The 1,051-nt window shown below is 68.0% G+C and carries 1 protein-coding gene; it reads left to right on the forward strand.

What is annotated here, in order from left to right; translation table 11 throughout:
- Positions 1–839: 839 nt before the first annotated feature.
- The coding region (locus ABTZ59_RS37270) for a hypothetical protein (protein WP_503003874.1) at positions 840–1,051 on the forward strand (212 nt) is incomplete at its 3' end.

A 1,051-nucleotide genomic window follows, 5' to 3' on the forward strand; every position in this document is an offset into this window, starting at 1 on the left:
ATCAGGGACAACACCGACAATGAACCCCCTAAGTTCCTGGCATTGGGAGGGGTCCCCGGGGAAGCTCCCATGTGCTGAGGGCCGGATCCCGGCCTCGGGTGGGTGGGCCCTGCGGGGCTGCGCGGCAGTGGAGTGGGGCGGCCCGACACCGGCAAAGCGACTGACGGTCGGGAAGTGGTCGGGACTCATGCCCCGCTGGTGACAGTCCGTTGTGGGTGACACCTGTGCCCTGGGGCGGACGGGCCCGCCACCCGCCCCCAATGTCCCATTTTGGAAGGGGCTTTGGGAAGTGCTCCGGCAGGTCATGCGTCCTGGGTTCGGTTAACCGGGCCTCATGGCGCATCCCCCCTCCGACCGGCCCACTCGGCGCCTCACCAGTCACACCCGCCCCCGCCGCCCCGGGGTACGTGAGCGATGTGCCGTGGGAACGACTTAACCGAACCTAGGACGCATGACCTGCCCGAGGACCCCGGAATGGCTCGCCAAACTGGTACATACGGGGCAGGTGGCGGGCCCGTCCGCCCCAGGGCACAGGTGTCACCCGACAACGGGCCCGCACAGCGGGGCATGAGTCCCGACCACTTCCCGACCGTCAGTCGCTTTGCCGGTGCCGGGCCGCCCCACTCCACTCTCGCGCAGCCCCGCAGGGTCCACCGGCCCGCAGGCCGGGATCCGGCCCTCAGCACATGGGAGCTTCCCCGGGGACCCCTCCCCCAGTAGGTCCAACACTCTGGGACTTGCTCGGGTAGCGGGACGTTTCCGCAGGTCACAAGGGGTACCCCATGGCGACAGGCACTCAGGTCAAGGCGCGCAGGAAACCTCTGGTCTCCAGAGAGACCATGAAGAAGACCACCGACCGGGGCACAGCCCCTGTCCCTGCTGCACTCGACAGCCGCCCCGAAGTTGACTTGTTGCTGCGTAAGTCCAAGGTCGTTCGCGAGGGGGAGCGTGCTCTCTCCATCCGCGCACAGGAGGAGCGGGGCCGTGCGTGGGCCGAAGAGAACGGCTACCGCGTCCGTAAGGTGTGGAAAGAGAACCTGTCGGCATGGTC

It is taken from the genome of Streptomyces sp. NPDC094034 (assembly GCF_040303865.1).
In the GTDB taxonomy this organism is placed as follows: domain Bacteria; phylum Actinomycetota; class Actinomycetes; order Streptomycetales; family Streptomycetaceae; genus Streptomyces.